26 protein-coding genes and 3 pseudogenes are annotated in these 25,257 nt (G+C 35.6%); 23 read left to right on the forward strand and 6 right to left on the reverse strand.

Features of this window, described 5'->3' with window-relative positions; all coding sequences use genetic code 11:
* The first annotated feature begins 199 nt into the window (after positions 1 to 199).
* The 6 genes from J2Y03_RS26010 (at position 200) to J2Y03_RS26035 (ending at position 2,221) form a co-directional block, all read left to right on the forward strand.
* Positions 200 to 370, forward strand: a complete 171-nt coding sequence (locus J2Y03_RS26010) for a hypothetical protein (protein ID WP_310199874.1) — start codon at positions 200 to 202, stop codon at positions 368 to 370.
* A 39-nt stretch (positions 371 to 409) separates the two neighbouring features.
* Positions 410 to 604, forward strand: a complete 195-nt coding sequence (locus J2Y03_RS26015) for a hypothetical protein (RefSeq protein ID WP_310199876.1) — start codon at positions 410 to 412, stop codon at positions 602 to 604.
* 22 nt (positions 605 to 626) lie between these two features.
* Positions 627 to 959 (forward strand): hypothetical protein, encoded by a 333-nt coding sequence (locus J2Y03_RS26020; protein WP_310199878.1) that lies wholly within the window; start codon positions 627 to 629, stop codon positions 957 to 959.
* 135 nt (positions 960 to 1,094) lie between these two features.
* Positions 1,095 to 1,340, forward strand: a complete 246-nt coding sequence (locus J2Y03_RS26025; protein WP_310199880.1) for a hypothetical protein — start codon at positions 1,095 to 1,097, stop codon at positions 1,338 to 1,340.
* 149 nt (positions 1,341 to 1,489) lie between these two features.
* Positions 1,490 to 1,693, forward strand: a complete 204-nt coding sequence (locus tag J2Y03_RS26030) for a hypothetical protein (protein ID WP_310199977.1) — start codon at positions 1,490 to 1,492, stop codon at positions 1,691 to 1,693.
* A 66-nt stretch (positions 1,694 to 1,759) separates the two neighbouring features.
* Positions 1,760 to 2,221, forward strand: a complete 462-nt coding sequence (locus tag J2Y03_RS26035) for a hypothetical protein (RefSeq protein WP_310199882.1) — start codon at positions 1,760 to 1,762, stop codon at positions 2,219 to 2,221.
* Here the strand turns inward: J2Y03_RS26035 and J2Y03_RS26040 are convergent.
* A complete protein-coding gene (locus J2Y03_RS26040) occupies positions 2,218 to 2,544 on the reverse strand; it encodes a restriction endonuclease (RefSeq protein ID WP_310199884.1) in 327 nt (108 codons plus the stop codon). The two genes, J2Y03_RS26035 and J2Y03_RS26040, sit on opposite strands and share 4 nt — an antisense overlap.
* Here J2Y03_RS26040 and J2Y03_RS29080 point away from each other — a divergent pair.
* Positions 2,501 to 2,602: pseudogene (locus J2Y03_RS29080) on the forward strand (hypothetical protein); the annotation flags it as partial. The gene J2Y03_RS26040 and the pseudogene J2Y03_RS29080 overlap by 44 nt on opposite strands.
* Positions 2,603 to 2,854: 252 nt before the next feature.
* Entirely contained in the window at positions 2,855 to 4,744 is a 1,890-nt protein-coding gene (locus J2Y03_RS26045; protein ID WP_310199886.1) for a hypothetical protein, read from the forward strand.
* 722 nt (positions 4,745 to 5,466) lie between these two features.
* Here J2Y03_RS26045 and J2Y03_RS26050 read toward each other — a convergent pair.
* Complete coding sequence (locus tag J2Y03_RS26050; RefSeq protein ID WP_310199888.1) at positions 5,467 to 6,378, reverse strand: LysR family transcriptional regulator; 912 nt, start codon at positions 6,376 to 6,378, stop codon at positions 5,467 to 5,469.
* A 463-nt stretch (positions 6,379 to 6,841) separates the two neighbouring features.
* Between J2Y03_RS26050 and J2Y03_RS26055 the strand changes: the two genes are divergently transcribed.
* Both J2Y03_RS26055 and J2Y03_RS26060 read left to right on the forward strand, forming a co-directional pair.
* Positions 6,842 to 8,161 (forward strand): GntP family permease, encoded by a 1,320-nt coding sequence (locus J2Y03_RS26055; RefSeq protein ID WP_310199890.1) that lies wholly within the window; start codon positions 6,842 to 6,844, stop codon positions 8,159 to 8,161.
* 127 nt (positions 8,162 to 8,288) lie between these two features.
* Positions 8,289 to 9,050, forward strand: coding sequence for a 3-hydroxybutyrate dehydrogenase (locus J2Y03_RS26060; RefSeq protein WP_310199892.1), 762 nt, complete (start codon positions 8,289 to 8,291; stop codon positions 9,048 to 9,050).
* A gap of 563 nt (positions 9,051 to 9,613) precedes the next feature.
* Here J2Y03_RS26060 and J2Y03_RS26065 read toward each other — a convergent pair.
* The 3 genes and pseudogenes from J2Y03_RS26065 to J2Y03_RS26075 all read right to left on the reverse strand — a co-directional run.
* A pseudogene (locus J2Y03_RS26065) lies at positions 9,614 to 9,811 on the reverse strand (tyrosine-type recombinase/integrase); the annotation flags it as partial.
* A 92-nt stretch (positions 9,812 to 9,903) separates the two neighbouring features.
* Positions 9,904 to 10,566, reverse strand: a complete 663-nt coding sequence (locus J2Y03_RS26070) for a YczE/YyaS/YitT family protein (protein WP_310199894.1) — start codon at positions 10,564 to 10,566, stop codon at positions 9,904 to 9,906.
* Between the two features lie 32 nt (positions 10,567 to 10,598).
* A complete protein-coding gene (locus tag J2Y03_RS26075) occupies positions 10,599 to 12,386 on the reverse strand; it encodes a XylR N-terminal domain-containing protein (protein WP_310199978.1) in 1,788 nt (595 codons plus the stop codon).
* A 259-nt stretch (positions 12,387 to 12,645) separates the two neighbouring features.
* On the opposite strand from J2Y03_RS26075, the gene J2Y03_RS26080 reads away from it, so the two are divergent.
* The 11 genes and pseudogenes from J2Y03_RS26080 to J2Y03_RS26130 all read left to right on the forward strand — a co-directional run bounded on the left by J2Y03_RS26080 (position 12,646) and on the right by J2Y03_RS26130 (position 21,438).
* Positions 12,646 to 13,596: a VOC family protein gene (locus J2Y03_RS26080; RefSeq protein ID WP_310199895.1), complete on the forward strand. Its 951-nt coding sequence runs from the start codon at positions 12,646 to 12,648 to the stop codon at positions 13,594 to 13,596.
* 11 nt (positions 13,597 to 13,607) lie between these two features.
* On the forward strand, positions 13,608 to 14,435 hold the full coding sequence (locus tag J2Y03_RS26085) for an alpha/beta fold hydrolase (protein ID WP_310199897.1): 828 nt from the start codon (positions 13,608 to 13,610) through the stop codon (positions 14,433 to 14,435).
* A gap of 45 nt (positions 14,436 to 14,480) precedes the next feature.
* Positions 14,481 to 15,671 (forward strand): acyl-CoA dehydrogenase family protein, encoded by a 1,191-nt coding sequence (locus J2Y03_RS26090; RefSeq protein WP_310199899.1) that lies wholly within the window; start codon positions 14,481 to 14,483, stop codon positions 15,669 to 15,671.
* Positions 15,672 to 15,866: 195 nt separating this feature from the next.
* Complete coding sequence (locus J2Y03_RS26095) at positions 15,867 to 16,337, forward strand: flavin reductase family protein (protein WP_310199901.1); 471 nt, start codon at positions 15,867 to 15,869, stop codon at positions 16,335 to 16,337.
* Positions 16,338 to 16,382: 45 nt separating this feature from the next.
* Entirely contained in the window at positions 16,383 to 16,895 is a 513-nt protein-coding gene (locus J2Y03_RS26100) for a hypothetical protein (protein WP_310199903.1), read from the forward strand.
* 205 nt (positions 16,896 to 17,100) lie between these two features.
* Positions 17,101 to 17,370: a dihydrodipicolinate synthase family protein gene (locus tag J2Y03_RS26105; protein WP_310199905.1), complete on the forward strand. Its 270-nt coding sequence runs from the start codon at positions 17,101 to 17,103 to the stop codon at positions 17,368 to 17,370.
* 698 nt (positions 17,371 to 18,068) lie between these two features.
* Positions 18,069 to 18,215: pseudogene (locus J2Y03_RS26110) on the forward strand (IS66 family transposase); the annotation flags it as partial.
* Positions 18,216 to 18,256: 41 nt separating this feature from the next.
* Complete coding sequence (locus J2Y03_RS26115; RefSeq protein ID WP_310199907.1) at positions 18,257 to 18,502, forward strand: hypothetical protein; 246 nt, start codon at positions 18,257 to 18,259, stop codon at positions 18,500 to 18,502.
* Between the two features lie 71 nt (positions 18,503 to 18,573).
* Positions 18,574 to 19,503: an amidohydrolase family protein gene (locus tag J2Y03_RS26120; RefSeq protein WP_310199909.1), complete on the forward strand. Its 930-nt coding sequence runs from the start codon at positions 18,574 to 18,576 to the stop codon at positions 19,501 to 19,503.
* Between the two features lie 156 nt (positions 19,504 to 19,659).
* Positions 19,660 to 21,114: an aldehyde dehydrogenase family protein gene (locus tag J2Y03_RS26125; RefSeq protein WP_310199911.1), complete on the forward strand. Its 1,455-nt coding sequence runs from the start codon at positions 19,660 to 19,662 to the stop codon at positions 21,112 to 21,114.
* 195 nt (positions 21,115 to 21,309) lie between these two features.
* Positions 21,310 to 21,438, forward strand: a complete 129-nt coding sequence (locus J2Y03_RS26130) for a hypothetical protein (protein ID WP_310199913.1) — start codon at positions 21,310 to 21,312, stop codon at positions 21,436 to 21,438.
* 84 nt (positions 21,439 to 21,522) lie between these two features.
* Here J2Y03_RS26130 and J2Y03_RS26135 read toward each other — a convergent pair whose 3' ends face one another.
* Complete coding sequence (locus tag J2Y03_RS26135) at positions 21,523 to 22,209, reverse strand: Crp/Fnr family transcriptional regulator (protein WP_310199915.1); 687 nt, start codon at positions 22,207 to 22,209, stop codon at positions 21,523 to 21,525.
* Between the two features lie 528 nt (positions 22,210 to 22,737).
* Between J2Y03_RS26135 and J2Y03_RS26140 the strand changes: the two genes are divergently transcribed.
* Positions 22,738 to 23,484, forward strand: coding sequence for a gluconate 2-dehydrogenase subunit 3 family protein (locus J2Y03_RS26140; protein WP_310199917.1), 747 nt, complete (start codon positions 22,738 to 22,740; stop codon positions 23,482 to 23,484).
* A 12-nt stretch (positions 23,485 to 23,496) separates the two neighbouring features.
* The gene (locus J2Y03_RS26145) at positions 23,497 to 25,212 is read left to right on the forward strand and encodes a GMC family oxidoreductase (protein WP_310199919.1); all 1,716 of its coding nucleotides are present in this window, start codon (positions 23,497 to 23,499) and stop codon (positions 25,210 to 25,212) included.
* The last annotated feature ends 45 nt before the right edge of the window (positions 25,213 to 25,257 follow it).

Consider the following 25,257-nt stretch of genomic DNA (forward strand, 5'->3'; position numbering starts at 1 on the left):
GCATCAAGTCATACAAAGAAATGTATCGACCTCATGTCCTTATCCACGCGAATACGACTTATCGCATCAAATTTATGTAGATACTACGTTACTTGACCAATTAATGTACCAGATAAAAAGAGACATCGAACAGGAGGAATGGGAGCGGGAGTTGGCGAAGAATAAAGTAAAGAAAAAATTGAGAGGAAGGGATTAGAAAATGTGGTGTGCTTACTGCAATCGTAGTATTGATGAAGATGATGATGTTTCTGAACACAACGGCAGAGATTATCATTCGGGCTGCTTAGATGAACAATTGGAAGAAGAAGAGGAGTATCAAGATATTTGCACGTCTTGCCGTAAATCTGTAGACAGCTGTAGATGCTATTGATTGAATTAAGTGGCTCAATTGGATTATGGGGGAAAAGAAATGGCTAATTATGTGAAAATGACGGTAAAGATTTGGCAAGATGATAAAGGTCATATCAAAATGTCATGCGATGAACCCACAAAAGATTTCATTACCAGTATAAATGACCAACCTAATTCTAAGCGCAGCCATCTTCATGCATTCGACCACTTTAAACGCATATTAAAAGACCACGGAAAGTGGAAGGGAGAATAATCAACAAGGGAGAGGCGCTTTAATGACGGACTATAGCCAGATCATGTATCGCGGTTCCTACGAATTCGGCAATCATCCCGATGGATTTGCCATTATCATCTGGGATGAAAACGGCGGTCCTGAAGCCGATGATTATCTTGATTTTTATAAAGAAGTAAGAGCAATAGGATTGTATTTTCAAAGAAAAGTTGAAGAGTATAGACAATATATAATTAGTATAAGGAAATTAAATATTATTTATTTCTTGAAAGATAGGGTTTGGTTCGAATTGGACCAGGCCTTTTCTTTTTGCTGTTATATACCTTCTGAGCGAATGAGATCATTACTTGAGGATAGGGCAGAATTTAAGATTTAAACCTTCGAAAATTCGGAGGTTATTTTTTGCAAAAATTCAAAAATCCAGTAATCCCAAGGGATGGAAATTTCCTCTGGACGGCAAATTTTTGCCATCTTACAATATAGTTAGTTTATATATTTGGGAGATGAAAACATGAGAGAATATCCGTTGGATATTATGGTTGAAATGTTAGTCGAACACTTCGAGATTAACACCATTGAAAATGAATACTTTCGTATGAACACATTAGAGAACCTTATTGATTTTGGTTTGCTTGAAGAACTTCCGCTTTTAGCAAAGGAGATAAAACGACAACGAGGCGAAATATTATTAGAACCAATGAGGACGATAAATGAAGAAGCTGTGAAGCAATTAGAACTGTGGTTAGAGTTTGTTTAGCATGGAGGGATTACATGAACACAGATATGACGAGGACTGGTATTAGGATTCCAATGGAGCTAAATGCTTGAAGCACTTGCTGATTCCAAATGTCAAAATTCAACTGTCTTCGATTGAACTAAATTTCGAAGGAGCTGGTATAAGTGGGAATGAAATTGATTTATAAAAAGTCACTTGCACTGTCATTAATCCGAATGGGTTACGATTTAGAATACATCAGTAGAAATAGTGAAAATCCAAAGTACCAAGTTTTCTTTTTTGAGCACACAGAAAAGCTAAACCAGGATATTGCTAAACTCCACGAACAATTACATTTAGAAAGGCGGCTTTCAATAAAAAAGTGGAGAATATGAAGTTGTTTAAGGGGCTTGGAGTAAAACCTCTTGGCCATAATTATGATTATAAAGGGAGAGTAGAAAATGAAAAAATTGTTAGCAATAATTGCTGTATCAATAATGCTTGTAGGTTGTACTGAAGAAACAACAAATGAAAAACCAGTTGAAAAAGAAAAAGTCGAACAAAAAGCTGAGCAAAAACCAAAAGAAAAGGAAAAACAAAAACCAAAAGGTGAAATCAGTGAAATTGGAGGAATTAAAATACAGCCTCTTAAAGACATTTTCCGAAAGAAAGATGATGTGATTATATTTATCACAAATCAAAACGATTTTGAAGTTGCAGGAACGGCTTATGTTGCTTGGAAAAACAGACACGGAAACCAAAATGAAAAATCTCAAAATTTAACATTGAAACCAAAAGAGACACTTGAAGTTAATTTCGGAAATATTGAAGTAAACTACATTGAAATTAACACTGACCAAAAACTTGAAACTGGCAATTACACAAAACCACATTTACATTTCTCAACAATATGGACTAATTAAAAATTAATGCGTGCTAAATTGCACGCTTTTTTATTTTTTTTTACAGAAAGATTTTCGTTAACTTGTTCAACTAAATCAAATAATCGATCTCTAATAATTAATTTCACTTTATGATTTTTCGCTAATTGGATAGCGTTCTCGGTAAAATATGAAATTGTAATAACATAAGCTTCATCGCAGCTATAAACAAACTTCCCAGAAAAAACTTCTTGAATAGCTTTGTTTGTAATTTTCCCCTTATATCGCTTGCATTGTATAGCTATTTTCTTACCCTTTTTATTAGCGGCTATGTTCTTAACAACTGAAGAAGTTGTTGTTGACAAGCCAGAACCAGCTGGTCAAGGCGGAATGCCTGACATGAGCGGTATGGGTGGCATATAGAGGATTATTTAACATTGTTCTCTTTTTATCGTGTATTGCAATTCAAGCTTCATTTACTACATTCACAATTGATTAAAGTGAGTCTATAGATTTAAAGTCCAGTTATTTAGCTCCCTTTAAGTATTTTTTACCAGTTTTATAGAAAATAAAAAATTGATTAGATATAATAATATTATAGTTATAGTGCAAAATTTTTCCTACAGAAAACGTTTTATTAAGGGATTAGGAAATAACATTTAATTGGAGTTTGATATGGAGAATATAACTTATACAGTTACTATTCCGACACTAGGAATAGTTAATATCAATTTTTATGATATATCTTTAGAGGTAATAAATTTATTTGAAAGAACAAAGGAATTTGAACGTCAAAAAGAAATTAAACACTTGGGGTTAATTTCTAAAGTGTTTGAAGGATCATCTCACTCTCGGTTTGATTATGTAATGTTACAATGCGCCCTTGTGGATTTAGTTGATAATATTCATAAGGGTTCTTCTAATTTAAGTTTAGGGAACCTAAAAGTAGATGGTGAGGGCATTTCGGGTAACTCCATAGTAAAGTCTTGGTTTCTTCTTTCAAACTTTGGACATACAAAATTTACTTTTGGTGATGAAAAAGCAATAATGTTATATGCTATAAAGTCAAAAGGATTTAAAACCCAGTTACTTAGACCAATTAACGACAGTGAACTGAAATCTTGGTGTGCTAGAGTAATTATGGACTACGATTATTCTAAGATGCATTATGTCTTAGCAATAAGAAGAATTTACAAAGAAACATCATGGAATATTAAGTCAAGGGAAAATTTGCTTAAACTAATTAAATTATTATTATTGGATAAAAGCCAACTAAATTTTAGAGTCAATGAGGAAAAACTTGAACAATTAAAAAGGCTTTTTAATGTAATAAGAAGATTATCCATTATTTCTATTGATGGGCATTATTCTCATATGCCTGTTACAATTGATTTAATTGCATCGATTATTTCATTGGGTTCAATCGATAATACATATAATAATAAAAGTTTGTCTGAACAGTTACAGCCCATACTTTCACTACTCCATGATGAACTCTACTTAAATAAAAATGTCTTAGAACTACAAAGAAATTATGAAATTGAATCACAGAATTTGCTAAGTGCTTATAAAGCAGAAGGTATTGATACATTAATTGAGTTAGCACTTTCAAAAGGTTTGCACAGTGATCTCCAAAAAAATTTAAAACATTTCGCTAGATTACAGCTAAAGGAATCCTTACAAAGTGATAATGATTTCAAATCCGAATTAAATGAATTAGCCAAGGTACGAACAGGGTGTAGGGATACTGAATTTAGCATTGATTATAATCCTGTGAGCGGACTTCGCTATATCGATTTCTTTTTATGTATGGATAATTTTTCACAGGAACAGTTGCCATCATTCATTTTCAATATGTGTAATTATATTGATGGCTTAACTAGTATTCTAGAACAAAATGCAAATTTTGATATTGATAGAGTTTTGGAAAATGTTATTTTAATGGGGGAAGACCACCAGTTTGATAAAGAAAAATTAATTGAAATAATTATCAAATCAAGAAGGTTAACTTTTCCGGAGTTAAATCGCAGGTATATGAATGATATTATTCCGTTATATAAAGAATTACTATGGAGTATTCTTAGGTATTTTATTAAAGATCAATATATTTGGGATGTGAACATACAAACAAGGAAATACCCACAATTTATATTCAACGTTGATGGAAAAAGTCCAAGTTTAAAACGTATTTTTGATTATGCCATAGAAAATGAACCAGATGGTGATCGAGCTTTTGAAATTTTACAGTTAAAAAAATCAGCGACGCGTACATTTGAGGGCTTTATTCTTGCCAGCATGGCAAGAATTACGATATATGATATTACAAAACCACCGAATGAAAGAATTGCAACTGATATTGATTCTATCCTAATAAAAGTTAATAAAAATAAAATCATAGTAGAGTTTCATGAATCAAAAAACACTAAAAAAACCCCAGAGAATAAAGCGAAAAAGGACTTAAATGGAAAATTCATAAAAGTACTTAATAATAATGCTAAAGGGTATAGAATAAAAGAAGTAAAAGGAATGGGTGCAAAACTTGTGCTATCATTTGATACTCCGTAAGATTAGTTTTATATAACGGATATGCTGTAATTGCTAACATTTTGCTAACGCACTACAGTAAAAAACGGTAAATCATAGTTAAAGATGTTACAGTAAGCAATATCCAAAACCCTGACTTACCGCACTTTTTACACTCAGCGTGTAAAATATTACACACTCTCACCTTTGGGGCGGCATGATGTGATGACTGCTCAAACCCTTGATATATATGGGGTTTGAAGTGATTTGCTAACAAAATGCTAACATAAGTTATAAAATAAATATAAAAGAGGCTTCTTATTAGTTGTATAAACTATTGGGAAGTCTCTTTTTGGTTATATTGTTTGCTACGCGATTGTATTACTACGCAGCCGTTACGACCGGATATGCCGAACGATAATGAAAGCAAATGCCGCGGGAAGCAATCTCCTGCGGTATTTACTCTACCATATGAATAACAAAGTAATTAAAAACCACCAGCAAGATACAGCTCCCAAAACCTATTAGAGAAGTTATACCTAGTTAAATTATCAATCAACAATTTTCAGGAAAGAACAGTAGATAGACTTATCCTTAATTGAGTCAAATCCTGCTGTTCTTTTCTATTGTCTTTTGGGAATGCGTTAACAAGTGTTTGAGTAAGTATTCTTTATCTTTTTCAAATGGATAACTTTGAATCAAGCATAAATAATAACATGTTCGGTATTAATGTAAGGGCCCCTAAAGATTCAAAGGGCCATACATTAAAATTGCCTATACTTTTCTTTTGCAATATTCAGGAATGTAAGGGCTGGGGAAGACAAGGATTCCCCTTTTTTATAACTGACCACTACATGATTCTTATAAACTGGGTTTCCTAAGGTGTAGAAAATAGAATCAGTAATTATATTATCCCGGGTAACCACACTCTCAGGAATAATGGTTAAACCAACACCTCTATTTGCTAACCGGAACGCACTTTCGATATTCTGCGTTTCAATCACGATATTAGGATTAATGGAGTATTCTTTAAATATCTCATCTGTAAGTCTTCTTAAACCAAGCCCCTTTTTAAGTAAAATAAATTTTTCCCCGTCCAGAAGATGGGGATTAAATGGAATATGGGCTATTGGTTTTTTATCAGGATTATAATGCTTATGATTAGGGGAAATAACAAGATACAGTTTTTCTTCATAAAGGATGTCATAAACAATTTCTTGATTAAATATGGGAAGCATGTTTAAACATATATCAATTTTTCCCTCTAAAAGCAGAGATTCCATATCATTCGCAGCTTCCTCAACCAGTTCAATTTCAATCCCAGGGTAATTCAAGATGAATTCAGGTAAAATATTATAGAGGGTATGAGAACCTAATATTGGGTTTATACCAAGCTTTAGCTGCCCTTTTTCCATATTAGAAATTGACTCAATTTCATGTTGCAATTTTGTATATGTCTGTTCTATTTCATTCATATAAGATAAATATCGTTCCCCTGCATATGTTAGCGTTATAGGATTTACTCTCCGGTTTACTAACTCAATTCCTAGTTCATCCTCCAAATTCTTAATATATTTGCTAAGGTATGGCTGTGATATATATAAGGCCTTGGCAGCATGTGAGAAATTCCCGTATTCAGCAATTGACTTTAAATATTTTCCAGAAAGATCCTTCATCTTTCTATAGCCCCCTTATTGACCTTTTTGTCCTATTTACATTTCTAATAGGATAGTGTTATGTAATTTAGTTTCAAAATATTATTATAACAAAATAAGCACGAAGGCATTTCTTATCGATTTATAACCTAGCAGGTATACATACCATAACCTTATTAGTATTTCTAAATGTGAATATTTTGTGACATACTGTAGTGGAACCGTTAGGGAAAAACATTTTTGGGGAATTAATACAGTACAGAAAACAAAGTCAATGGGAGATATCATTAGCATTTATTGCTTTAATAAAGGGGATTTTAATTTTTAGGAATGATTATGCTATTAGAAACCGATTACTAATGTAGGAATTGAATTTAACTAGTTTTTTTACTATATATCTCGACTTCGAGATACATGGATTAAAGATAAACGAACGAAAGATTTCAGGAAATATTAACATAAAAATATAAGGGGGAAGATAATTATGGATATCATTCAGGTTATTGGTATATTACTTGGAATAATAGTAGTCATTTATGGAGCAATGAAAGGCTTTAGTATTTTGATAGTTGCTCCAATTGCAGCGATTATCGTGATCATAACAAACCAGCTAGACTTTTTCACTTCCTTAATAGGAAAAGAGCATTCCTATATGACGGGTTTAACAGATTTTGTAATAAATTTCTTTGCTGTCTTTCTTTTAGGAGCAATTTTAGCTAAATATATCGATAAGAGTGGAGCTGCTCAATCTATTGCGCAAAAAATACTTGAAAAAACAGGAACAAAAAATCCTTTTTCAGTATTAGTAGCACTACTCATCATTACGGCTATTTTAACGTACGGTGGGGTTAGCTTATTTGTAGTTATATTTGTACTTATTCCGCTTGCAAAACCATTATTTAAACAATTAAATATTGCATGGAACCTAGTAACAATTCCTATTCAGCTTGGTTTAGGTACGTTTACGATGACCATGTTACCTGCTACACCATCTATTCAAAATGTTGTCCCTACGGCCTATCTTGGTACAACCCTTACGGCAGCACCACTTTTGGGGATTATTGGAGCGGTTGTAGCAGCTGCCTTTGGTTTATGGTATATGAAATTTACTTTAAATAAAAGTATAGCAAACGGAGAGACATTTGCTGATTTTAATGTGAAAGAATCGGATGAAGAATTAAAAAAGGAAATCCCCTCCTTTTTCTTAAGTATCATTCCCATTTTGCTTTTGATTGCTATTATCATCGTTGGTAGTATTTTAAAAGTACCAAATATTATTGTAATCGGATTAGCTGCTGCTGTTATTGTCTCAGCAATTTTATTTAAAAAATATATCCCAAGCCAAAAAGCAGTGATTAATGAAGGTGCAAGTGGTTCTATTATGCCGGTTTTCTTCACTTCTTCAGCCGTAGCTTTTGGTGTGATTATCACCTTTTCTCCTGGCTTTAAGTATATTTCTGACTTTATTTTAAACATTCCGGGTAATCCGCTTATCAGTTTATCCGTTGCTTCCGCTCTTTTTGGTGGGATAACAGGTTCTGCATCAGGAGCGTTGGGAATTGTTATGCAAGCATTCGGTCAAAGTTACTTAGATATGGGACTTAACCCTGAAGTAATCCATAGAGTATCAGCGGTTGCATCTTCAGTGATTACACTTATGCCGCATAATGGTGCGGTATTAACATTCTTAGCTTTAACAGGACTTACTCATCAAAATGGCTTTAAGTATCAATTTATCGCAGTAACGGGTGCTAATTTACTTGCACTAATTGCAGTATTAATTACAGCCATTATTATTTATTAATATCATAAAAATGTTCCATTTGAGGAGGTGGATCAAAAGAGAAGGTTCCACACAATTAAGTAGTTAATCATTTTTAGACTAAATTATAAATTTTAATAAAACATTCGAAATGCAGGAGGAAATAACAATGACAACTCAAAAAGAACGTACAGTAATCGTAACAGGTGCAGCTCAAGGAATCGGCTATGCTATCGCAGAGGAATTTGTAAAAAATGGTGACTTTGTTGCAATCTTTGATTTAAATGAAGAAGCAGCAAATGGTGCAGCTGAAAAATTAGGAAATGCAAAAGGATACAAAGCAAATGTAGCAAATGAAGAAAGTGTGAAAACAGCAGTTGAACAGGTTATCGCAGACCGAGGAACAGTAGACGTACTAGTAAACAATGCAGGTCTTCAGTTTATTTCACCTACTGATGAATTTCCAGAAGAAAAATGGGATTTAGTGGTTGATGTTATTCTAAAAGGGACATTCTTAACAACGAAACATGTACTCCCAGCAATGAAGAAGCAAAAATATGGTCGTATCATTACAATTTCTTCAGGACACGGTAGAAGACCTGATAAATATAAATCTGCATATGTTGCAGCAAAATACGGACAAATTGGGTTTACAAATGTAGTTGCAATGGAAAATGCTGAATACGGTATTACAGCTAATTCAATTTTACCTGGACCAACTCGTACAAGCCTTATTGAAAAACAATTACCAGTACTTGCAGAAAAAGATGGAACTACAGTAGAAGAAGCGTTGAAAACACATATCCTTGGTAGCCAATGGTTAGGACGTTTACTTGAACCTTCAGAAATTGCAGCAACAGCTCTATTCTTAGCTTCAGACGGCGCAGCAGCAATCACTGGTGAAGCACTAGGTGTTACTGGCGGGGAATAATCATCCAAAGACCAGTTGGACAACTAGAACAATGGAATTTTTAAAGATGCTAGGGAGCCATCTGTATCTGCAAGTACATTAGAGACACCACGTCAATTGCTTAATTTTGGAACCCCAGGGCAGGCTATTGGGCTTTATTTAACTGGTCATGTTTCAATCATTATCTTGATAACTACCTTTATTGTTTTCGTTGATTTGAATTAGGGAAAACTTAGCATTTGTAAAACGAGTTGAGCAAATGCTTATTTCAATCAAGCATGTTGAGTGTGTGAACTACGCCAACAGATTATCTATTTGATTTTGCTAACATTTTGCTAACGCAATCCAGTGAAAAACGATAAATTCCCGTTAAAGATGTTACAGTCAGAAATTAGCAAAGTCTTGATATAACGCACACTCTGCACTCAGTATTAAAGATATTACACACTCTCACCTTAGGGGCGGCATGATGTGATAAGAGCTCTAAAACCTTGTTATATCAACGTCTAAAATGATAATATGCTTTGTCCTCGGTTTTGTCTTCGTTTTCTAAAAAACAAGGCAAACCATGCAAGAATAGTTAACTATAGGAGAAGGCCTTTCATCAGTTTTCTAAACTGTTGGGAGGCCTTTTCTTCCATATCAGAGGTCTTATTTATGTGCATAGATATTCATTGTAGTTTAATATCTGTATGTCCAAGCCGCTGTTGTTTTTCTTTAATGCCGACTCCAGCTTCAATAAATAATGAAGTATGGGTATGTCGAAATGAGTGTGGAGTAAGTTTATTGCAATTCCGCTTTTAAAAATGGAAATATAACCGTTAACAACCCTAGTTATCTTTACTATCAATAGACAAATGCCTAATTATATAAGTCATTGTACTGTAGTTTGTGACCAATTTTGGAGATTTTTTTGGTAATATATCATCATCCATTCTAAAATCTTCCCAGTAAAGTAGGCTGAAATAAGTGTCCCAACTCCGATTGAACCAAATGACTGAATGAATAGTAAACAAATAATCCCACCTATGCTTACATTGATAAAATCACATATAATTTTTGCCCTACCAAATGGTTGATGAAAACGTTCGATGATGGCATATATTAACGCATCATAAGGCATAAAAGGTAGTTTTACTGTGATATATCCAAGTAACCCTGCTGCTATTACGAATAAACTAAATATCAAATAGATCCATCTAACAAAAAGCGTCTCAGGTGTTGGGAATAGTTGTAAAACAAATAGCGTTATGTCATTAAAAAGACCGAACAAAAAAGAAATAGTTAGCTGAAGGCAAAATCTTTTAAGCTCAAATCGTTTATGCAATATAACTTGTAGAATAATATATATACTATTAGCAATGACTGTAGTTATACCGATTGACAAACCTGACGTTAGTGAAACACCATAGGCTAACGAAACTACAGGTGATACACCTAGATTTGCTTGAATCGAAAAGCTCGCACCCAGAGATAATAAAAACAAGCAAAGTACGTATAACAATATTCTTCTGTTTGTTACACTTTCATGATCCATCCCATAGCCTCCACACTATTCGCCATTACCTTTTAACTGTCTCTAAAATCCACTAAAAAATCACCATTTTGAATATTACTAGACTTAGAATAAATATCGATTGTTTTCAATAAAAGAAGGATTTGAAAATTCTCGTTAACATCCTTAAAATCTGTATTCATATACTCTTTTAAGTTTTCTAGTCGATAGAGAAGTCCGCTTTTTGAAATGTTTAATAAGCGCATCGTGGTTTCAATTTTCAAATTGTTATTTAAATATATATAGAGAGTTTCTAAGAGCTCATTACGTTTTTGTTCCTTTAAGGAAAAGATTCCTGCAAAACGATTTTTCGCAAGCTGCTTAATATGTTCTGTATTTAAATCATTAATGAAAATTGACAAAATACTAATATCTTTGAACGCGGTAATGGATGCGTTGGGACTAGAAACTAGGGCAATCGCAGCCTCATTATAGTGAGAACTTGCCTCCCAAATGCTTTGTCCAATATCGCTGTAACCAATTTGAACAGGATAATTAGGAAATTGTTCGATTATAGCTTCTCTTAAATTACTAAAAACTTTTAGAATGAAAGCATGGTCTTTTAAAGGATGAAATAACAAAATAACTAGTTCCTGTTCCTTAAAAGATATAAGGGTACGTTGTTTTTTCAAGTGTCTACGAATAAAATTTTCAATCTCTTTTTGAATCTTTACTATACTAGTACTCCATCTCAAAATAGCAACGGTATATAATTGGTTAATATCAATACCATAGTAGCGAGACCTGGATTGAATCTGATTTTTATCTGTTAACCGTTGATGCAAAATTTCATTAGTAAATTTGGATTCATCCTCTGCTTTTGATTTTGCTAAAACAGAATTCATCATAAGTAGGACAGAAATGACGTTTGTCATTCTTGATAATAGTAAATAGTCATAGGATGTGAATGTTTTTGAATGCATCGATATCATTGACAAATAGGCAACGACTTTATTTTTTACAACAACCGTATTTGTTAAACGAACATGCTTATCTAACTGTATAACCTTTTTCGTAAAGGAAAGTTGCTGACGCTTTTCAAAAAAATACGTCCCTAATTGCTCTCTTTCCTTTTGGTCATAAATCCTCATATCCTGTTCAATAAATTGTCTATCACTCTCTGACAAAATAGTCGAATGAGCAAAGTTATAAAATATATCTTCTATTAAAAAAGTTCTGCCAAAAGTTTTTTCAGCTTCTTTTAAAATATCCTCTACTGTTGCCCCGTCTATAATCGCCTGAATCATTTTACTTTGAATATTACCTATTTCGATTAAATCAAACGATACTTGGTTTTCAGAGCGTTCCTTTGATTCATCAAGTAATTGATTAACCGTATAAACCTCCCATGTGCAGCTTTCATCCCCTCGTGCCACACAGGTTTTCTCCACTACCTTTACCTCAAATTGAAAAATGGTGCTCATATAGCCAGTTGAAAACCCCATAAGTGTATGACAAACCGGTGTATCACTTTGTCCGAAATAATCTAGATGAACTTTTGCCTCGTAGGAATGTAACCACGTTCCCGTACCATAAACAGTCTTAACGGATTTGTCATCATATAATTCGATATATCCCTCGAAGATTAAACCTTTTATATGTCCTTTTTTACAATGAAGAGTAGGTCCTTGTTTAATAAGATCTCGTATATCGAAATATTTCTCTCTCATTTGTTGAGCGTCTGAAACCCCTAATTGATACCCATAATTGAACATTAATTCAGTTGCTTTCTCTAACCCATTTATTTCAATAAGATCTGCTCTTAGAAAACTTAAAGCTTTAGCAATTGAAATGTTATCAATGTCTGTTTTCCATCTTCAATATGAAAAGTAGTCTTATTTATAGGAAAACACGTTGTTCCAAATGAGACCCCTCCTTTAATTGTAAGAAATATCTCAAAAATATAATTATTTCTCTCTTATACTAAAATATCATACAAGTAAAAAAAACCAAACGAATCGCACTGAAAACGTTTTCGAGTTAAAACAAATAGTCTTTTTTCAGAATATTTTAAATTTAATACATTGGATATGTAAATGAAAAAACTTACACAAAGGAGAAATGATAATGTTACCAGAAATCGCTAAACTAGGTCATATTGCTTTAATCACACCAGATTTTAAAAAATCACTATGGTTCTTCTCAGAGGTTTTAGGTTTAGAAGTAACTGAAGTAGTGGATGGTACACATTATTTACGTGCATGGGGTGATTTTGAGCACCATACTATGTCGCTAAAACAAGGGGAAAAATCTAAAGTAGATCACATTGGCTGGCGTACAAAACGTCCTGAAGATGTAGAGAAATATGCTGAATTATTAGCTGAGGCAGGAGCAGATGTAAAGTGGATTGAAGCTGGTCAAGAAGCAGGTCAAGGAAGAGCCATTCGCTTTAAGTTACCAAGTGAGCATCCATTTGAAATTTATTATGAAATGGAAAAAACTCAACCAGATCAAGATCGTAAATCCGTGCTAAAAAACCAAACGTATAAAGCTTGGAGGAAAGGTGCTTCCCCACGCCGTATTGACCATGTGAATCTAGCGACTTCACAAAATCCAGCCGTAATTCATAAATGGTTAATTGATAATTTAGGATTTAAAATGCGTGAATATATCGATTTAGGGAACGCGGGTGTTATGGCTGGCTGGTTAAGTGTTACACCGTTAGTTCATGATATAGCAGTTGTAAGTGAGCCGAATGCTGAAACACCAAATCGTCTACATCACTTGGCCTATTGGTTTGATAATGCACAGGATATTTTACGTGCCGCAGATATTTTAAGTGAAGAAGGCCTTAAATTTGTAGGGCCAGGTAAACATGGTGCATCACAAGCAATTTATCTTTATGTAAAGGATCCAGGGAGTGGCCACCGAGTAAAATTGTTTTCCAACGGTTACTTAATTTTTGAACCGGATTGGGAGCCAATTAGATGGACAGTTGAAGATTTAGACGTAGGAATGACATATTGGGGACAAGATGCTGTAGCAGGTAATCAAGACTCAACCGAAGCATAGGAGGTATAAGAATGAGCTATCAAACAGAAATTTTAGATACAGGGCGTTTTAAAACATTCTACTGTGAAGCAGGGCAGGAAAATGAGGAAGTGATCGTATTCCTACACGGGTCTGGTCCTGGCGCAGATTCAGTTAGTAATTGGCAACATATTTTGCCAGAGCTTGCAAAGGACTATCATGTGATTGCGCCTGATATATATGGATTTGGGAATACAAAACATCCAGAGGTATACCCAAAAACATTTTGGGAATGGACGCAATGCCGAGTTGACCAGCTATTAGAGCTATTAGATAAGAAACATATTCAACAGTTTAGTCTCGTTGGAAACTCAATGGGGGGGTTTGTATCTCTAAACGTGGTAATGCATGCACCTGAACGAGTGAAAAAGGTATTACTTATGGGAAGTGGCGGTGGTGAAACACCTCCAACGCCAGAAATTCTACGTTTGGTCGGATTCTATAAAAATCCAACATTTGAAAACTTACGAAATTTAACAACTTGGTTTGTCTATGATCCGGCATCGATACAAGATTCATTGGCAGATATTTTAGAAACTCGCTATGCAACGGTTCAACGTGAAGACGTTTGCAATTCTTATGTACAAAACTTTTTCCCGATGCCAGGTGAAATTTTAATACCACCTAATGCACTGCGTCAAATGAAGCAGCCAGTATTACTAATGCATGGTTTAAATGACCAATTTGTTCCAAAAGAGAGCAGTATTAATTTGATGGAACATTTACCTAATGCAGAGCTTCGTTTATTTACACAGTGTGGACATTGGGTACAGGTAGAAAAACGCGAAGATTTCATTAAAGCAGCAAGGGAGTTCTTCTAGTTCAACTTATTTTAAAAAGTAAAACTTAAAATGGGAGGGTTACAAATGTCAGTTGAAACAATTCAAAAATTTAAAGGGTTTACAGAAGTTGAGTTAGAGTTGATTGAAAAAGCACGGGAAGCAGGTCAACTAGCAGAATCAGAAATATCAGCTTCAGAACTAAATGCATCCGTTTCTCAAAACTTTGTAAATAAGTTGATTGATGCAGGGATTACACGTGCAATTCTTCCAAAAGAATACGGTGGTCCACAAATCTCATTACGTGGCTTTGGAGAAATTGTACGCACTATTTCGTACCATAATATCTCAGCTGCATGGGTAGGTTATTTCTATCCATTACACAACAGTTTACCAGCACACCTTCCACAAGAAGGTCGAGATGAAATTGTAAATTCCGGTGGCTTAATTGCCGATGTTTTCCCACCTATTGCACAAGTAACTGTAGTAGAAGGCGGCATTCGGTTAACTGGTACTTATAACTATGCAAGCGGGGTTAACTTTGTTGAGTGGATTGGTTTAGGGGCAATTGCTCAATTACCTGAATCGGATCGTCCAGAATTTATCATGGGCTTCATGCGTAGAGATGAAGTGCAAGTAAATGAAAACTGGGATACATTTGGTTTACGTGGTACAGGTAGTAACCAAGTCGTTGCAACAGACGTATTTATTCCAAGAAGTCGTATTGTAAGACTTGAAGTTGCGAATGATACACGTCGTCCACCGGAAGGGTCCAATTATGATCCAGATTATCCATATTATCATGTGCCATACTTCTCTGCTTTCTATATTGGATTCCCCAATATGGTATTAGGTGGGGCCAAACGTTTAATCGATGAATTTAATAAGAGAACGGAAGCTCGGGTGCGTATTGATGGAGATATCGAAAAGGATTCTCCACGTAGTCAGAGACTTCTAGCTCATCTTATGCTGGAATATAAAAAGGCAAATGGGTTACTGGAACAATATTACGATTTACTAGAATCATATGAAACAGACGGACCTTACGATAAAGGGGAGTTTGCTGCTATACGTGCGGAAATCATTAAAATTTGTCAGGATATCGCTACGACAGTAATGGTTTCATTAGGTGGATCATCACTAAAAAAGAATGACATAATTGAAGTAACTGTACGAGACATTATTTCAGTAGCTGTCCATATAACATCTTTATATGAGGATGCACTATACACGTACGGTCGTAATTTATATGGCTTTGAAGGAATTGGCTGGGGCTGATTTCCCGAAATATCGCGATAATAAAGTGAAACTTCAATCAGTGGGGATGTTCCTCATCCCCCACAGATTGTTAGTTGAACCAATCGGGCTGTTACGGGCAGTTATCTCCCACCAGCAGGTGCCCTACTTCCAAATCAGGTAGCCGATCGAATAAAAGCATTTAAACAAGAGATTTCATCAGGGGAGGTTCCAAAAATGGATGATCGTTTATTTAGAAGTGCAATGGGTAAATTTGCAACGGGTGTGACAGTCATTTTGATGGAAACAGATGATGAAACACATGGAATGACAGCAAATGCTTTTATGTCCGTTTCACTTAATCCAAAATTAGTAGTAATTTCGATAAAAGAAAACGCACGTATGCTTCCTAAAATCCAAGAAGCTAAAAAGTTTTCAGTCAATATTTTAAGTTCCAAACAAGAAGAAATTTCTAAAATATTTGCTGGTCAAATAAAAGAACAAGAAGTAACAATTAATCGTTTAATGGATGTACCTGTTATCCCAGGGGCTATTGCTCAAGTAGTTTGTGAAGTTTCTGCTGAACATGTTGAAGGTGACCACACATTGTTTATTGGTAAAGTAACGAACATTACGATTGAAGATGGTGATCCATTACTATTCTTTAGTGGAAAATATCGCAGCCTTGAGGAATTAGTAGAGGTATAAGAAAAATATGAATCTTTAACAAGGATGATTGAAGGAGTTGTGCTAATGAAAACGATTTTAATTAATGCTCAAAATTTACAGGACATCTATAGTCAGGCAACTCCTTGTATAATGGCACTCGGCTATTTAGATGGTGTCCATCTAGGGCACCAGCGTGTCATAGAAATTGCCCGTAAAGAAGCAAATAATCGTGGATTTCCATTAGCACTCATGAGTTTTAGACCGCATCCTATCAACATCCTATCAGGTGGGAAGCGTTGTATTCCCCATTTAACAACACTTTCTGAAATAGAAATGCTGCTTAATGGTTTAGAGGTGGACATATTTTATCTTGTCGATTTCACACTTGACTTTGCGGCATTGTCACCAAAACAATTTGTCGAGACCTATTTATTAAAACTTGGGGTAACCCATGCAGTTGCAGGATTTGATTTCTCTTATGGATTTAAGGGGGCAGGAAAACTTCATCATATTCCCGATGACTCAAAAAATCAAATTACTGTAACTGAGGTAAAATGTGTGGACTATCTCGGTGAAAAAATCAGTTCAACAGGATAAATCTTGTAATGTTTTTTTCAATAGGTAACCTTCACTAAGTATGACACTGTCATTTTTCATTGGTAATTGCTCTATTGCCAAATTTAATTTTGGCAATGATTTGTATCGACAGATACAGAATTTAAAAATAAATTCATTGATAATGAAGGTGTAAACACAATTCATGAAAGGATTTGATAGTGGCGACAAATAACTCCAATAACAGGTGGGACAGGGTTTAGTTACTCCCTTTAAAGAGGGGGATACTTACACCATCGACTTCGATGAATATCGAAAGTTTGTTCAGTATTTTTTGCAAGATAAATTTGTTGATGTAGGTATTGTAAACCCCGAAGCAGCAGAAATTTTCTATCTCACATCAGATGAAAGAAAGAAACTTCTTGAAATTACTTTACAAGAAGTGAATGGAATGGTGCCTGTTTTTTCAGGGTTTATGGATTTAAGATCAAAAGGTTATATTGAACAAGCAAAATAGCAAAGGAATGCGGTACTGATGGACTATTCTTGCTTCCGCCCATTGGGACACAAGATATTACACTCTCATGGGACCCTGTAAAATATCCGGAAAATCTCGTTGACCTCCTGAAAGAGATTGACGAATCAGTAGACATGCCGATCATTATGCATCCTTCAGCGAGTTATTCTCCCACTTTCGGCATTGGATTTCCTGTAGAAACTGTTGTGAAAGTATGTACGGAAATACCAAACATTGTTGGTTGGAAGATGATTTATCCTTACTTTAGATCACCATGTTGCTGTTTTAGCAGGCCCTCCAAATTATTATAAAGAAAATATTTTAAATGACGAATTTGACGGGACTGTCGTTGGAGGTCTTTGCTTTGCTATGGAACCAATGGTAGATCATATACAAGCTTGCAAAGAGCAAGATTATAAGAAAGCATTAGAAGTTGAGCAGTCAGGGTATATGGATCTTATTGATTAAGTTTATTCGGACCCCGGAAGTCTTCACATTCTTTATAAAATAGCTGCATGGGGTAGAAGAAGAGTTCCGGAACCTTTTATGAGACCTCCACAGCCTAAGCCTTTTAAAGAAGAAGTTAATCATCTTATCAAATTGTTGCGTAAAGCAAATTTAGAAACGATTTCAGACGATGTGGTTAATAAAGTTCTTTCTAAATTAACTAAATAGTTTTTCTTAAATCGCACATACAGGGCAAGTTTCCAGCATGGCTTCGTGAACAAACACCGCGAGTACTGCCGAAAAGTGAACTCGACCAAGCAATCAAATACTGTCGTAACCAGAGGGAGAGACTAGAGGCATTTTTACAGGATGGGCGTTTGGAGATAGATAATAACCGTGGTTTATCAAGCCCTTCGAGTTCTACTAGCTCCAAAAGCTAGTGTCTAAACTTGGACCAGAAGTTTTTGTTCGCATCGACCGCAACGGAAACGTAACGCACAAGATCCCTGTAAAAGGACATGCAACTGCCTGTACATTAGGAGGCGAAGATGGAAGAATACTTTACCTGGTAGCCAATGAAATTCCTGATGGAACAGATCTTTTTGAAGCAATGATGAAAGGACATGCCACATGTCGGGACTTAACGGCGACTGTAGATATCCCAAGAGGTGCTGCACGCCCGTGACAAATCCCAACATTCTGTCCTTTGATGTATAAAACCTAATACAAAAACAAACTTAAAGGAGAAGATTGTTTTTGAAAAAATCCAATTTTGCACGAATTGACACACATCACCATATTGTTCCTTCGAAATATTCTGAGTGGTTAAATAATAAAGGTGTACCCGCTATTCCGGAATGGAGCTCTGAAACATCACTTGATATGATGGGGAAAAATCAGATTGAGACTGCCATTCTATCAGTCACTACTCCTGGAGTAGAACCTGGAGGAAGCCTACAAGAATCCAGGAAAATGGCTCGAGAGCTTAATGAGTACTGTGCACAGGTGGTCTCAGATAACCCGGGGCGCTTTGGCTTTTGGGCTACATTGACTCTGCCTGATGTTGACGGTGCATTGAGTGAAGCTGCTTATGCACTCGATGAGTTAAATGCAGATGGCATTGTACTTCTGGCAAACAGCAAGGGCACTTACTTGGGGGATCCTTTGTTTGATCCTCTTTTGGAAGAGCTGAATCGCCGTCATACGGTAGTATTCGTTCATCCTTCAGCTTTAGCCGCTCCTCCAGTTCCTGGCATACCGGCATATGTCTCTGACTTTCTACTTGATACGACACGTGCAGCAACCAACATGGTGGTTAATGGCACCTTGGAGCGCTTTCCGAACATTAAAATAATTCTTTCACATGGAGGTGGCTTCATTCCGTATGCTGCTGATCGAATCGGAATCACTATTGAACAGGCAATGCCGGAGAAATTTACTCGCGATGGTGTGATTAACTCTTTGAAGCGGTTCTACTTTGATACTGCGTTGACTGGAGCAACATCTGCTCTACCGAGCCTGTTGACTTTTGCGGACCCTAGTCGCATCACTTTTGGAAGTGATTTTCCATATGCAGTCTCGGAAACTGCCACATGGTTTACGCAGAAGCTGGACAACTATAAGAACGCCGACCACCATGCAATCAACAGAGGTAACGCAGAAGCCCTCTTCCCACGTTTGGCGTAACTCTTAGCCAATATCAAAAACGTTATCAATTCATCATATTTGATGAATTTCAAGACAGTGCGACACGTTTCTAACTAGTGTGTGATCCTATGAATCTTCAAAATCAAAACTTTAACTTAGCAATGCCAATCAATATCAAGTTAGAGGAGGGGTACAATGAAATACGCAAATTCAAACAAACTTTATATTGGTGGGGTTTGGAAAGACGGTCAAAGTGAAAAGTTATATGAAAATACCAACCCATATAATGGAGAAGTTCTTTCTACCATTAAGTTAGCAAATAAAAGAGATATTGATGATGCATATAATGCTGCCTCACAAGCACAAAAAGCTTGGCAACAAGTAGATAATGCCGAAAAGGTAGCGATATTTGAAAAAGCAATTGCTCATATGGAAAGTAGATTTGAAGATATTGTCCGTTTGATGATAGAGGAATCAGGGAGTTCAATCGCAAAAGCAAATGCTGAAGTTTGGGGCACGATAGCTATTCTACGGGATGCTATTACATACCCTGATAAAATGCAAACAGAAATTTACCATTCGGTCATTCCAGATAAGGAAAATCGGGTGTCAAGGCTACCACTAGGAGTTGTCGGGGTCATTGCACCATGGAACTTTCCGCTAGTTTTAGCAATGCGTTCTGTTGCGGGAGCGATAGCGACAGGTAACACGGTTGTTCTTAAGCCTGATTCACAAACGTATATCATTGGTGGTTCTTTTATTGTGGAAGCATTCGAAGCAGCAGGCCTTCCAAAAGGTGTTTTAAATTTAGTTGTAACGGATCTTGAAGAAGTAGGGGACTATTTTGTTGAGCATCCAATTCCGCGATTAATTTCATTTACAGGTTCAACTGCGGCTGGTAAACACATCGGTACCATCGCGACTCAAAATCTGAAAAAAGTGATTCTAGAGCTAGGTGGTAATAATGCATTTATCGTACTAGACGATGCGGATATTGAACAAGCCGCATCAGCGGGGGCATTTGGCAGGTTCTTTCATCAAGGACAAATTTGTTTATCCGTTAACAGAATTATTGTCGATCGAAAGATATATCCTCAGTATGTCGAAGCATTTAAAGAAAAAGTACAAAAAATGAAAGTAGGAGATCCGAGAGAGGAAGAGACCTTTATTGGACCACTAATCAATCGTAAACAAGTCGATAAGGTGTTAGAACTAGTTCAAAGGAGCGTTTCAGAAGGAGCAAAAGTAGAAATAGAAGGAAAAGTAGAAGGAAATGTCATCTCACCGTTTGTCTTAACTGATGTTACACCTGAAATGGCCGTATCACAAAATGAAGTCTTTGGTCCTGTAGCTTCTATTATCCCTGTAGATAATGAAGAAGAAGCAATCAAAGTTGCGAATGCATCTATATTCGGATTAAGTGGTGCTGTATTTTCTGGTTCATTGGACAGAGGAATAAGAGTGGCTGACCAAATTCATACTGGGATGATTCATGTAAATGATCAAACTATCAATCAAGAGCCACATATACCGTTTGGCGGCGAAAAATCATCAGGTTTAGGAAGATTTGGCGGCGAGTTTTCATTCGAAGAATTTACAACGGTGAAATGGACCTCAGTTCAGAAACAACCAAGACCATTTCCTTTTTAAAAGGTTCTATTAAAGAAAGAATTTTGTTAATATTTAAATTGGGGATCCTGCCGTATCCGTCAAGTTAAGCAAATCATTTCCCCAAGTGAAAAATGCTATTCTTTCTGTAATCTAATGGAAAGGTTAATGTTTTTTAATATGTTTGGGAAGACGCGCATCGTTATAAAATAGCTGCATGGGGTAGAGGAACCTTTTATGAGACCTCCACAGCCAAAGCCATTTAAAGAAGAAGTTAATCATCTTATCAAATTGTTGCGTAAAGCAAATTTAGGAACGATTTTAGAGGATGTGGTTAATAAAGTTCTTTCTAAATTAACTAAATAATTTTTTTAAAATCGTTCATACAGGGCAAGTCTTCATTAATGACTTGCCCTAACCTATGCAATCTTATTCTAAAAATATTTCAGATTAAGAGAAATTAATTAATTCATTCAACCGCTTAATAATCCAAGGCTTTGATTTACTGTTAATAATACCTTGTTGGTTTAGTGTTGCAAATACTTTTGCTACTGTGACCCGTGTTGTTCCGGTATATTGGGCAAGGTATTCTTGAGTAAAATTCGTTCTAATTTCAATCCCATTTTCTGTTTTATAACCAAACTGTTGACTCATATGAATTAAACCTTTGGCAATCTTTTGTGCAGCCGACAAGTATGACTCTTCTATAATTTTATTTGCACCTCTAAGTTTATATACCGTGTCTTCATATAGGTACCAAAAAAAAATAGGGTTTTCAGTAACAACTTCTTTTATGGAGAAATTATCTATTTCTAAACACCTGCTAGGGATAATAGCTTCAGCTGTCATATTGTATAATGAGTAATCAGTCAATGAAACATTTCCCAAAATAGAATTACTTGAACTAAAATTAAGGATCCTTTTCTGACCATCTTGCATCGTTTTGTAACCCACAACCAAACCACTTAACAGTATATAAACTTTATTTCCTTTATCATCTTCTCTAAAAATAATTTCTCTCTTTTTAAAGCTCTTCTCCTTAAAAAACTGAGGGTAATTCTTCAAGAAATTTTGAAGTTCATTGTTAATTTTATCATGGATATTGTTTTGTTTTTCATTGCTTGTATAATTTATCATGTTTTTAAAAGCACCTCACTTTATTTTTGGATTAAGTATTAAGGTTGTCCAAGTCCCTTTTAACAAGATCCTAAATAAAACCAAACATAATTTGAAGAAGGATTATGATTGTATTATATCTTAAAATTCAATTATTTTGTATACCAATACTGAAGCTATAACAAAACATGAGATTTATTAGATGGATTGTATTTTTCAATACAGAACTTTTCATTCATTCATAATATAATTTATCAAATAAAAGATTTTAGGAGGTTGATATTTAAGTCCACATTAATAATTGTAGCAGGAGCCATAGGAACCGGTTCTGTGTTTTTATCTGTTTTGTCCGGGGCTTCGTTTAGCTACAGTTTACTCTGGATCCTACTGGCATCAGTATTATTTATGGCTGTATATTTTGAAATGTTTGCTCGCACAGGGATGTAAGCGGTAACACAGTGATTGCGATTATCAGTCGCGCTATATTATTTATATGTTCTTGTTTAATTTTGTAGGTACTGAATTTTAGAAAAACAAGGGGGAATTACAATGGCAAAGAAAGAAATGAATAAAGATTCATCTTTAAACAAGGGAGTGCCAGATTCTTCACGACGGAAATTCCTTAAAAATACTGGAATAGTAACAGGTGGAGTTGTTGGGGGCGCTGTACTAGGGGGATTCTTAGGTACATTTTCAACTACTACCAAAACAGCGGTGACTCAGAAGTCAGTCAATTATACAGAAGCGTTACAATTTTTTAAACGCAAAGAAGACTTTGATTGCTTATCTGCCGCTTCCGAATCGATTTTCCCAGAAGATGAAAATGGTTCTGGTGCTATTGCTCTTGGTGTTCCTTATTATATTGACAAACAATTAGCAGGTCCTTGGGGCAAGAACGCCGAAGAATATCGTAAATTTCCCTTCCAAGAAGGAGAAAGTTTATTAACACGTGTGGACATTTTTATGATTGGATTAAGAAAACTCAATGAAATAAGTCAATTGAATAAAGGTGTTCTTTTTAAAGATTTAACAGAGGAGGAAAAGATTAGAATTCTCCAAGACTGTGAATCTGGAAAACTCGATATGGGTAAAGCTAATTCTGCTATTTTCTTCTCTTTATTAAAGCAAAGCACTATCGAAGGTTGTTTCAGTGACCCATTATACGGAGGAAACAAGAACATGGAAGGTTGGAAAATGAGAGAGTTCCCTGGAGCACAAATGAGTTATATAAACGAAATTAAAAATGATTTTAAAGTCATTCCACCAAAAAGTGTTAGCGACCATTTTAATATGTAGGAGGGAAATAATATGGTGACAAAATTACCGAAAGTTGACGTTGTAACAGTTGGAGTAGGTTGGATGGGTGCCATTGTTGCACTAGAATTAACAAAAGCAGGTTATAAAGTAGTTGGTTTAGAGCGCGGTAAAGACCGTTCCATTGCAGATAACTTACATCAACACGACGAGCTTCGTTATGGTTATGGCCTTCGAGCAGAATTGCTTCGCGACCCAGCAAAAGATACGTTTACCCATCGACACAATGAAAATCAATCAGCTAGACCGTTTCGTAGCAAGATGTCAGTTACAATGGGTGTTGATGTTGGGGGGAGCGGTTCACATTGGCAAGGTCAAGCTATTCGATTTTATCCTTATGATTTTGAGATCCGGTCGAAAACCATTGAAAGATATGGTGTAGGTAGGATTGAAAACTGGATGGCACTACAAGACTGGGGTATAACCTATGACGAAATAGAACCTTATTATGACAAAATGGAAAAAACGCTTGGCGTATCTGGTGAAGAAGACCCTGTTGGCGTAAAACGATCGAATCCATATCCAAATCCGCCTATGCCGGACACTCCATTGTTAAAACTGTTTAGAGAAGCTGCTAAAAGTTCAGGGTATCATCCTTTTTCAAGCCCTGGGGCAATCGCAACTGAATCGTATAAAAATCCAGACGGAGCTCAGTATGGCGCATGTCAATATTGTGCATATTGTATGTTTTTTTCGTGCGAATATGGCGCGAAAGCAGACCCCGCCGTCCATGTCGTTCCTCTAGCTAAGAAAACAGGTAATTATGAAGTGAGAACACATGCTTACGTCAAACGTATTTTGTATAATGGTAATAAAGCGACTGGTGTTTTATATGTTGATACTCAAACAGGAGAAGAATTCGAACAGCCTGCTGAAATTGTCGCCTTGACTGCTTTTCAAATGAATAATGTTCGTCTACTATTATTATCTGGAATTGGAAAACCGTATAATCCGAAAAATGGAACTGGAGTCATTGGCAGGAACTATACAGATCATACACTTTACCCAGCATCAGTCGGATACTTTGAAGATAAAAAATTTAATCTTTATGCAGGAAGCGGAAGCAATGTGATAGCCGTTACCGATTTTGCAGGAGATAACGTGGATCACACTAAACTTGATTACCTTCATGGTATACAAATTACCTGTTCTCAACTTGGATTGCTTCCAATTGGGTACTACTCAACTGTACCGTATGGAACTCCAACTTGGGGGAAAGAATTTAAAAAGAACCTATTGCATTACACATATCGGAACGTTGTTTTGTCTGGACAAATAGGATTTATTCCTTCCAAATATAATTACCTTGATTTGGATCCCACCTATACAGATGAGTACGGTGATCCGTTGATTCGAATAACAAACGATTATACCGATAACGATAAAAAACTAGCACAATTAGTTTTAGATAAACAAGAGGAATTATTGAAAGCTATGGGTGTCGATATCCTTGATAAAGGGATTGTTCCTGAGCATCCTCATCAGTTCATTGGAACACATACAGCTGGTGGAGCGATTATGGGAGAAGACCCTGAAACATCAGCGGTAAACAGTTATATGCAAATGTGGGATATGGACAACTTGTTTGTTTGTGGGGCTAGTGCTTTTCCTCACCACGGTGTTGGAAACCCAACAAATACAGCGGGTGCACTCACATACCGTGCAGCAGAAGGTATGATTGAATATCTGAAAAACGGCGGCAGTCAATAAATTCAAGTTAAAATAGCGAAACAATTGGTTTAATCGATCATCAAA

This window comes from Neobacillus niacini (genome assembly GCF_031457145.1).
GTDB lineage: Bacteria > Bacillota > Bacilli > Bacillales > Cytobacillaceae > Neobacillus > Neobacillus niacini_J.